The 8,432-nt window shown below is 71.9% G+C and carries 6 protein-coding genes and 2 pseudogenes; 5 read left to right on the forward strand and 3 right to left on the reverse strand.

Annotated features, from left to right (window positions below; genetic code table 11):
• Positions 1 to 339 precede the first annotated feature (339 nt).
• Positions 340 to 885, reverse strand: coding sequence for an endonuclease domain-containing protein (locus tag NBZ83_RS26980; protein WP_261570553.1), 546 nt, complete (start codon positions 883 to 885; stop codon positions 340 to 342).
• Positions 886 to 1,032: 147 nt separating this feature from the next.
• Here NBZ83_RS26980 and NBZ83_RS34685 point away from each other — a divergent pair.
• Both NBZ83_RS34685 and NBZ83_RS34690 read left to right on the forward strand, forming a co-directional pair.
• Positions 1,033 to 1,341 (forward strand): annotated as a pseudogene (locus NBZ83_RS34685) (DUF4158 domain-containing protein); the annotation flags it as partial.
• A gap of 61 nt (positions 1,342 to 1,402) precedes the next feature.
• Positions 1,403 to 1,477: pseudogene (locus NBZ83_RS34690) on the forward strand (hypothetical protein); the annotation flags it as partial.
• A gap of 672 nt (positions 1,478 to 2,149) precedes the next feature.
• Here NBZ83_RS34690 and NBZ83_RS26990 read toward each other — a convergent pair.
• On the reverse strand, positions 2,150 to 2,728 hold the full coding sequence (locus NBZ83_RS26990; RefSeq protein WP_261570555.1) for a TetR/AcrR family transcriptional regulator: 579 nt from the start codon (positions 2,726 to 2,728) through the stop codon (positions 2,150 to 2,152).
• Positions 2,729 to 2,819: 91 nt separating this feature from the next.
• Between NBZ83_RS26990 and NBZ83_RS26995 the strand changes: the two genes are divergently transcribed.
• Positions 2,820 to 3,266: an anthrone oxygenase family protein gene (locus NBZ83_RS26995; protein ID WP_261570556.1), complete on the forward strand. Its 447-nt coding sequence runs from the start codon at positions 2,820 to 2,822 to the stop codon at positions 3,264 to 3,266.
• 259 nt (positions 3,267 to 3,525) lie between these two features.
• Positions 3,526 to 4,167: a recombinase family protein gene (locus NBZ83_RS27000; RefSeq protein ID WP_261576042.1), complete on the forward strand. Its 642-nt coding sequence runs from the start codon at positions 3,526 to 3,528 to the stop codon at positions 4,165 to 4,167.
• Positions 4,168 to 4,478: 311 nt separating this feature from the next.
• Here NBZ83_RS27000 and NBZ83_RS27005 read toward each other — a convergent pair whose 3' ends face one another.
• A complete protein-coding gene (locus NBZ83_RS27005) occupies positions 4,479 to 6,779 on the reverse strand; it encodes a protein kinase domain-containing protein (protein WP_261576043.1) in 2,301 nt (766 codons plus the stop codon).
• 308 nt (positions 6,780 to 7,087) lie between these two features.
• On the opposite strand from NBZ83_RS27005, the gene NBZ83_RS27010 reads away from it, so the two are divergent.
• Positions 7,088 to 8,432, forward strand: a 1,345-nt coding sequence (locus NBZ83_RS27010; RefSeq protein WP_261576044.1) for a hypothetical protein, incomplete at its 3' end; no start/stop codon positions are given.

Consider the following 8,432-nt stretch of genomic DNA (forward strand, 5'->3'; position numbering starts at 1 on the left):
CCACCCCCGTCAGCGGCCCCCCGCGCTGACATTTCGGCAAAGAGAGGGTGCGCGCTTCGCGCGCTCCTTCGCTTCGTGTTCTTCTCTGCGTGCCCCGGCGACCGGGGCTGCCATGGCCGGCACTTGCTCGGCGGTGACAGCCTCGGTCGCTGTGCGTTTCGATGATCGTTGCTTACGGTGATCCTCGTGTGCCACGGCCGGCCGTTCGCTCGGCCGGCCATCGGGGGCTACCCATCGCCTGGGCCAAGCGCGTGCTGTGGGTGCGTGCGGCTCCGCGCAGGTGGCCGGTGGCGGTAGCGGTGCCGGTGTCGGGGTTGGGGTTGGGGTTGAGATCAGGGATCAGCGTCGGAGACGGCGTCTACCCGGGGCGGTGGCGTCGGCGAGCGCGGTGCGGACAATCACCGTCGTGCGTCGCGCAGCCGGCGTACCGGGGGCCGCGTCCTGCCAGGTGAAGCGGAGGACCTCCCAGTCGAGCCGGACGAGGTCGTTCTGACTGCGCCGGTCGCGGAGCAGGGCCTGCGGCTCACTGTGGGGGCCGACTCCGTCCGCCTCGATTCCCAGGCGGAGTGTCGGCCAGGCGAAGTCGAGCCGGGCGATGAACTCTCCGGTCGCTGGATGGTGCACTGGCCACTGCGTCTCGTCGGGTAGCAGGCCGGCGTCGCCGAGCAGCAGGCGAAGCCGCGTCTCCAGGGGCGACTCCGCCCTTCCGTCGATCATCCCCCACCAGGACCGGGCCCGGTCGACGCCGCGGCGATCTTCCACGCGACGGCGTAGATCCACGAGGTCGGCTACGGTGAGCCTCCGTTCGTGCAGCATGGCGTCGACGACGGTGATGACTACGTCTCGGTCGCACCACAGCGCCCTGTCCTCAGGCGTGCGGCGCACCGAGCTGGTCCGGCCCCGGGGAACAATGGAACAGCGGTTGGCGCCAAGGGCTGATCTTGCCTTCTAGCAGAGCGTCCAACGGCTCTGCCGAGGTTCGGCAAAGCTCGGTTGAGCTGGTCGCCGCGGGGCTACGGTCCGGCCGTGCCGGTGGAATTTCTGACTGATGGGCAGGCCGAGGCGTACGGGAAGTTCGCCGAGGAGCCGACGAGGCCCGAGCTGGAGAGGTTCTGCTACCTCGATGACGTCGACCGTGCGCTGATCGGCAAGCGGCGTGGGGATCAGAACCGGCTTGGATTCGCGCTCCAGATGTGCACAGTGCGCTACGTCGGGCTGGACCCGCTCGCGGTGCCGTGGCCGGTCATCGAGCACCTCGGCCAGGAGCCGGGCATCGAGGACGTCTCGTGCATCAAGCAGTACCCCGAGCGGCTGAAGACGGCGTACGAGCACGCGTGGGAGATACGGGACGCCTTACGGCTACCACCAGTACGAAGACCCGGAGTGGGGCCGGTTGTTCCGTATGTTCCTGCACGGCAGGGCGTGGACGAATGCCGAGGGGCCGGTGGCGCTGTTCAACCAGTCGGTGCACTGGCTGCGCCGGAACCGGGTGCTGCTGCCTGGGGTGAGCGTGCTGGCCCGGCAGGTCGCGGAAGTGCGCGGGATCGCTGAGCAGCGGCTGTACGCGACGGTGGCGAACGCGGCCCGCCTCGCGGACGCCTCGCTGCCCGGGGACCTGGTCGCGCTGCTGGAGGTGCCGGAGGGAAAGCGGCTCTCGGAGCTGGAGCGGATGCGCCGGCCGCCGACTCGGACCACCGGCAACGCGATGAAGGGCGTGCTGGAGCGGGTCGACGAGATCGCGGCCTTCCGCCTGGGGAAGGTGAAGGTCGAGCAGATTCCGCCGAACCGGCTGAGCGCACTGGCGAAGAGCGGGCTGGGCTCGAAGGCCCCGAACCTGGCCCGCACCCCGGAACCGAAGCGCACGGCGATGGTCACCGCGGTGGTTCGGTCGCTGGAGGCGGCGGCGATCGACGATGCCTTGGACCTGTTCGCTAATGCCGCCGTGCTCTGGACAACGCGCTACCTCGACGCCGCCGTCGACCACCTGCGGGCCCTGCCACCCGAGGAGCGGGAGCATGACGTCCTGGACGAGGACGTGGCCCGGCGATCTGCGGTCGCGCCGTGTGGACGCGAGCGACCGGAAGCGTTGCCGCAGGCAGGCAGCGCCGGGGCCCGAGGGCCCCGGCTGCGTGCCCGCCGGGGTGGTGTGTCAGACCATGGGGAGCCGGTCCACCAGCAGCTCCACCCTCGGCTCGGTGTCCTCCGGCGGCAGCCGTCCCGCCCGGGTGAGGGTCGCCAGGCCGTGCAGGGACGCCCAGAACACCTCGGTGAACAGCCCCGGGTGTACGCCGTCCCCGGCGACCTCGCCGAGGCACTCCAGCAGCGCGGCGAAAGCGTCCTTGAGAGGTTCCGGGGTGTCCTCCTGTGCGTACGGGAGACCGCCGTCGAGCTGGAAGATGGCGTCGTAGACCGCCGGGTTGCGTGCGGCGAAGTCGAGGTAGGCGCGGGCGAGGGCGTACACCCGCTCGCGCGGGCCGTCTGCGGCGGCGGTCGCGGCGCGCACCGCCGCGGCTAGCTCGGCGGCGCCCTGGAGGGCGACGGCGCCGATGATCTCCCGTTTGCCGCGGAAGTGGCTGTAGAGAACGGGCTGGCTGTATTCGATGCGCTCGGCGAGCCGGCGGGTGGTGACCGCGTCCCAACCCTGCTGCTCGGCGAGTTCGCGGGCCGTCGCCACGATGAGACGTTCGCGGCCCGCCCGTTCGCGCTCCTTGCGTTCCTGTACCGACATGATTCGATCCTAGCGCCGCTAGACAACAGAGCATCAGTAGTACTAGCGTTGCCTCATCACCTAGCGATGCTAGATACCAAGAGGGGTCGTCATGCTCAACGCACTCGAGGTCGTCACCATCGTGGTCGTCGGCGTGATGGTGGGGGTGGAGTTCTCCGTCGCCTTCGTCATGAACCCGATCCTCAACGCGCTCCCCGAGGACAGCGGCCAACTCGGCCACGCCCACGGGGGCCGGATGCTCGGCGCTGTGATGCCGGTCTGGTATATCGGCTCGCTCGTCCTGGTCGCGGTCTGGGCCGTCGCCGGCCGGCACCACCTCGGCACCGGCCTCGTCGTCACCGCCGGCGCGCTGCTGCTCCTCAGCGTGGTCATGTCGCTCCTGCTGCTCGTCCCGATCAACAACCGGAGCAAGACGTGGACCCCTGACAACCGGCCCGCCGACTGGAAGCAGCAGGTGCACCGCTGGGGCCGGTACCACTACGTCCGCGTGGCCGTCATCATCGCCGCCTTCGCCCTGCTGGTCGCCGCTCTCACCTGAGCCCGCGGGCCGACGCCGCGCCGGTGGTGCGCAATCCCCACTCCCCGGGAAATCCCGACGTCCGGGAATGCAGCTGCCGCTCAGATCCCACAGTCGAACGCCACCTCTGCCCGCGCTGCCGGGCCGAGCCCGGCTCGCCGTGCCGCTCGCGCGCCGGCGCGGTCGCCAGCATCCACCACACCGGCCGCTTCACCAAGGTGCCCCGGCTCGCCAAGCTCCTGCGCGTGCCGACGTCCGCCAACCGGGAGCCCGGACAGCCGTGGCGGCTGGCACCTCCGTCCCGCTCGCCCTCGCACCGGACATCCCGACCGCCGACATCCGCATCGGGTACGCGAGGTGCTCGACGCTCACTCAGGAACTCCAGTCCCAGCTCGACGCGCTCGCCAAGCACGGCATCCCGCGCGACAAGGTGTTCTCCGAGAAGATCAGCACCCGCGTTCGGGTCCGCCCCCAGTTCCAGGCCGCGCTCGCGCTCGCCCGGCAGATCAAGGCCCACGCCCCGCACTGCCGCGTCATCTTCACCGGGTACGAGATGAAGCGACTCGGCCGCGACGCCGCCGAACTCACCGCGCTCGCCGACCACCTCACCGCCCACGGCCTGGTCCTGGAGATGCTCGCCGGGCCCCTGCCCGGGATGTACGACCCCAGCGGGCCGGGCCGTCTACTGTTCGCGTTCTTCGCGGCGATGGCGGAGACCGAGCGGGAGAACATCCGGGAGTCGACCCTCGAAGGACTCGACGCGGCAGCTCGCGCCGACTTCGCCGACCTTCAGGACGTCGACGACATCCCCCGCCCCCGCCGAGTCCGCATCCGGCGGCCAGACGATCCGCTCACCCCGGAGGAAGTCGACCTCCGCCAGCGCCTCCAGGACCAGGTTCTCCAGCCCACGCAGACCGAGTAGCCAGCAGGATCAATCGCTTAGCGCCAACCGCTGTTCCGTTGTTCCCCGGGACCGTGATCGGACAGACCGAGCGCACGAGCTTGCGCCCGGGTGACGACGTCATCCTGCTGCCGGGCGAGGGCGATCACCTGTCGTGGGCCTGATCCATCCGCCAAGTCTGCGGCTCGGGCCCGGCTCACGGGGCTCTCACCGCGCATCTGTGGACGAGCCCGAACGGTTGTGGAAAAGGCGGCACCGCCGGTCCCCATCGCGAATGCCTGTCACGTTCTCTGCTCTGGCGCACATTGGGTGGTAACGGAGAGGGCGCGGGGTCAGCCGGCGTTCCAGCGGGCGTGGCCGTTGAAGCCGCCCTGGGTGGTGAGCTGGCGGTCACCGGTGGCGGGGTCGTTCGGGTTGAGGACGAACAGCTGGCGGGCGTTGGGGTTGGTGGTGTCGCGCTGGCCGGAGAAGACGATGCGGCCGTCGGGGCCGAAAGCGGGGTCCTGGTCGTCGCCGCGCGCATGGGTGAGCTGGCGGACACCGGAGCCGTCCGAGTTCATCTCGAAGATCTCCAGGTCGCCGCTCTGCTCCCGAGTGAAAGCGATCTTGTCGCCGTTCGGTGACCAGGCTGGGTCTGAATCCCCGTTACCCTGTCCAGCGGTGAGGCGGGTGGGCTGCGCACCGGGCTTGACCGGAATCGTCACGATGAAGCCGCGGTCGCCACCTCCTTCGTTGGACCAGTAGGCGACGCGATCGCCGCTTGGTGACCAGGCCGGGTCCGACGCCTGCTCGGCCGCGTTCTCGATCCGGCTGACGCTGCCGTCGGCCAGTTTGACGATGTAGAGCCCGGTGAGCGCCGCTCCCGTGGCGTCGGAGGTGGACCGCACCACCAGGGATCCACCGTCCGGGGACAGGGAGGGACGCGAGTCGTCCGGGATCGTCAGGTGGACGGCGGCGCCGGCGGCCAACAGCTGCACCGGCTTTCCCGAACCGTCGGCGGCGATTGCCTGAAGTGGCTTCGGGCTGTCCTTCTTGAAGAAGACGACGGTCCTGCGATCGTGGCTGATCACCGGCAGGACCTCGCCGCTGGAGTCGGTGACGAGCGGCTTCTCGTTCAGGAGCCGGTTGTCATCGGTCACCTGGGCGGTGAACAGATCATAGTTGCCACTGCGGTTGGAGGCGTAGACGACGGTGTCGCGACTGAGCGGCTTGGGTGAGCGGGGCAGCGCGAAGGCGGCTGGTTGTGCGGCCGTCCCCGCCGCGGAAGCGGTGGGCTGCACGCTGGAACCGGAGTCGTTGGCGTTGTCGTCGCCGCCGGAGGCCAGGGCGAGAACGCCGGCGAGAATCGCGCCGACCACGACGACGCCGCCGCCGACGAGCAGCGGCACGCGGTTCTTGCGGCTGCGGGCGCCCGCACCGGACTGCGCACCAGGACCGCCGCTCCCGCCGGGCCCACTCGGCCAGGAAGGGCCGCCGGCCTCGGCGCCGACCCGGGTGGGGGACTGGCCGGCGACGGTCCCGCCGCCCGCCGGCTGCGGCGGCACCGGCGCGCCGAGGCCGGTCGGCAGCCGAGTCGGGGCGTCGGGGTCGGCGGTGTACCCGCCGACGCCCGCTGCCGCGGCGGCCACCCCGCGCCCGCCGACGTCCGCCGCCGGTCCGGTGCCCACGGCGCCTGCGGTCGGACCTGCCGCGTGCGCCCCGGTGGCGCCCGGGACGGGCAGGTTCCAGCCCTGTAGGACGTTCGTGACGTCCTGCGGATCGACCGCGGCGGCGGCGTCCGGGCCGGTGCCGGAGGGGTCGCCGAGCAGGCGCAGCATGAGCTGCTGGGCGCTGGGTCGGGTGGCGGGGTCCTTGCGCATCGCGAGCCAGACGATCGGGCGCAGAGCCGGGTCGACGTCGTCGAGGCGCGGCTCCTCGTGCAGCGCCCGGTAGAGCAGCACCTGGGCGGAGGCGTCGCCGAACGGGTAGTGCCCGGTGGCGGCGAAGGCGATCAGGCCGCCCCACGCCCAGATGTCCACCGCGGAGGAGATCGGCTGGCTCTCGATCTGCTCGGGGGACATGAACGCGGGCGTGCCGAGCTGCTGCAGGTCGCCGGTCAGGCCGCTGCCGGCGTCGACCGTCCGGGCGATGCCGAAGTCGATCACCCGGGGGCCGAAGGGGGAGAGGATGACGTTGGCGGGCTTGAGGTCGCGGTGCACGATCCCGGCGCTGTGGATGGCGGTGAGCGCCGCGGCGACGCCGACCGCGAGCTGCTCCAGGTTGGCATCGGCGAGCGGGCCGTTGCGCTGGACGTAGCGCGCCAGCGTCTCGCCCTCGATGAACTCGGTGACGAGGTAGGGCCATTCGGCGTCGGGGTCGGCGTCGAGGACCTCGGCGGTGCAGACCCGGGCGACGCGGCGCGCCGTCTCCGCCTCCAGCCGGAACCGGGCCCGGAACTCGGGGTTGCCGACCGCCTCCGTCCGGATCACCTTGATCGCGACGAGCCGGCCCTTCTCCGAACGGCCCAGGTAGACCATGCCCATGCCGCCCTGGCCGAGCTTGCCCAGCAGCGTGTACGAGCCGAGCTCGCGGGGGTCGTCCGGGCCGAGCGGGACGGCGCGTGACGCCGCCACTTCAGCATCCGATGACGCCATCGACCTGTACCCCTGCCTGCCGCGTGCCGATCGCGGTCCGGGCGGGCGGCACGCAGGAGGCGCGGGCCCGCCGGTGTCACGCACCGACCCTTGGACGATCATTGTGTCCCGACCCGCCGGCATGGCGGATCGCGTGGGGAAAATCTTAGGTGAGTGTCCCCTGTTGCAGGACTGTCGGGGCGCCGACTCCCCTTACGAACTGGTTGTCAGCGGATTGACAGGGTTCGGAGCGGTCGCGGGCCGCTCCCGATGCCCCCGATATGCCATTGTCGTGGCGACGAGATCTTGTTGTGAGGGAGAGGCACCGCATGGTGAGGATGGCCGGCCGCGTCGCCCGGGTCACCGGCGCGCTGGGCTGCGCGGCGGCGCTACTGGCCCTGGTCGCATGCTCGGACGGCGACCACCGCGACGACGGCCGGTCCCGGGCGCGGGACGCGGCCCGCACGGTCAGGTCCGACCCGGGCCGCCCCGGCGTCGGCGGATCAGCCCGGTCGGCCACGCCGACCGGCAGCCCCGGGGCGGCCGTGGCGCCGGTGTGGGGATTCGCCCGCTTCACCGCGCCCGGTAGCCCCTCGGGGAACGTGCCCACGGTGGTCCCGGCGACGCAGAGCGCCGGGAGCTGGCGCACCGCCGGCGGGGCGGGCGCCGCCGCGCAGGTCACGGTCATGCGGCGGCAGACTGGCGGCTATCGGGTGACCTTCCCCGGCATCGCCGTGGCCGCCGGGCGCGGCGCGGCGATCGTCACCGCGTTGGACCCGGCCGCGGCCGTCGTCGACACCACCGCGCCGGTGGTCTCCTGCCACGTCGTGCGCTGGGACGCCGCCGGCCGGGACGAGCAGGTCGACCTGACCTGCCGTGACGCCGCGGGGACGCCGGCCGACTCCGGATTCACCGCGCTGTTCAGCCACGTGCCGGACACCCCGGCCCCGGCCCCGGCCCCGTCCCCGGGCGGCGCGTATGCCTACCTCCGGTCCGACGCCGCGTCGGCCGCCACGTCCCACCCGGCGAACGCCTACAGCGTCAGCGGGCCGGGCACGATCGAGGTCCACCGGGTCGGCGCCGGGCATTACACGATCGACCTGACTGGGCCGGCGTTCGCGAAGAACGGCAACAACCTGCAGGTCAACGCGATCGGCGACGGCCCTGTGGGGTGCAACGCCCTGGGCCGGGTGGTGAAGAAGGACCGGCAGTCGGTGTTCGTCGGCTGCGCGCGCGGGTCCGCCTGGACTGACAGCCCGTTCGTGCTGCTCTACACCAGCGGCCACGCGCTGATCCCGACCGGCGCGGCCAGCTTCGGTCACGCGTTCACCGGCATCATTCGTCCGGGAGAGCCGGTCCAGCAGGTCCCGCCGGGCCCGGCGGTGAACGCCTGGGCCTGGTACTCGGCGAACAGCTCAGGGGCGACGAACCTGATCAGCCGGGTCGGCGTCGGCCGTTACCAGGTGAGCTTCCCCGGGATTTCGCGGATCCCGGGTTCGTTCCAGGTGACCCCGTACGGCGAGCCCACCGCCCGCTGCGCCGCGGACGAGCTCCCGGTCCCCGCGGCCGGCGGCGGCGAATTCACGGGCGTCACGGTGGCCGTGCGCTGCGTCGACGCCGCCGGGCGCCCCGCCGACAGCTACGCCAGCGTCGCCTACGTCAGCGCCTCCGCCC

Source organism: Frankia gtarii (genome assembly GCF_025403375.1).
GTDB classification, from domain to species: Bacteria; Actinomycetota; Actinomycetes; order Frankiales; family Frankiaceae; genus Frankia; species Frankia gtarii.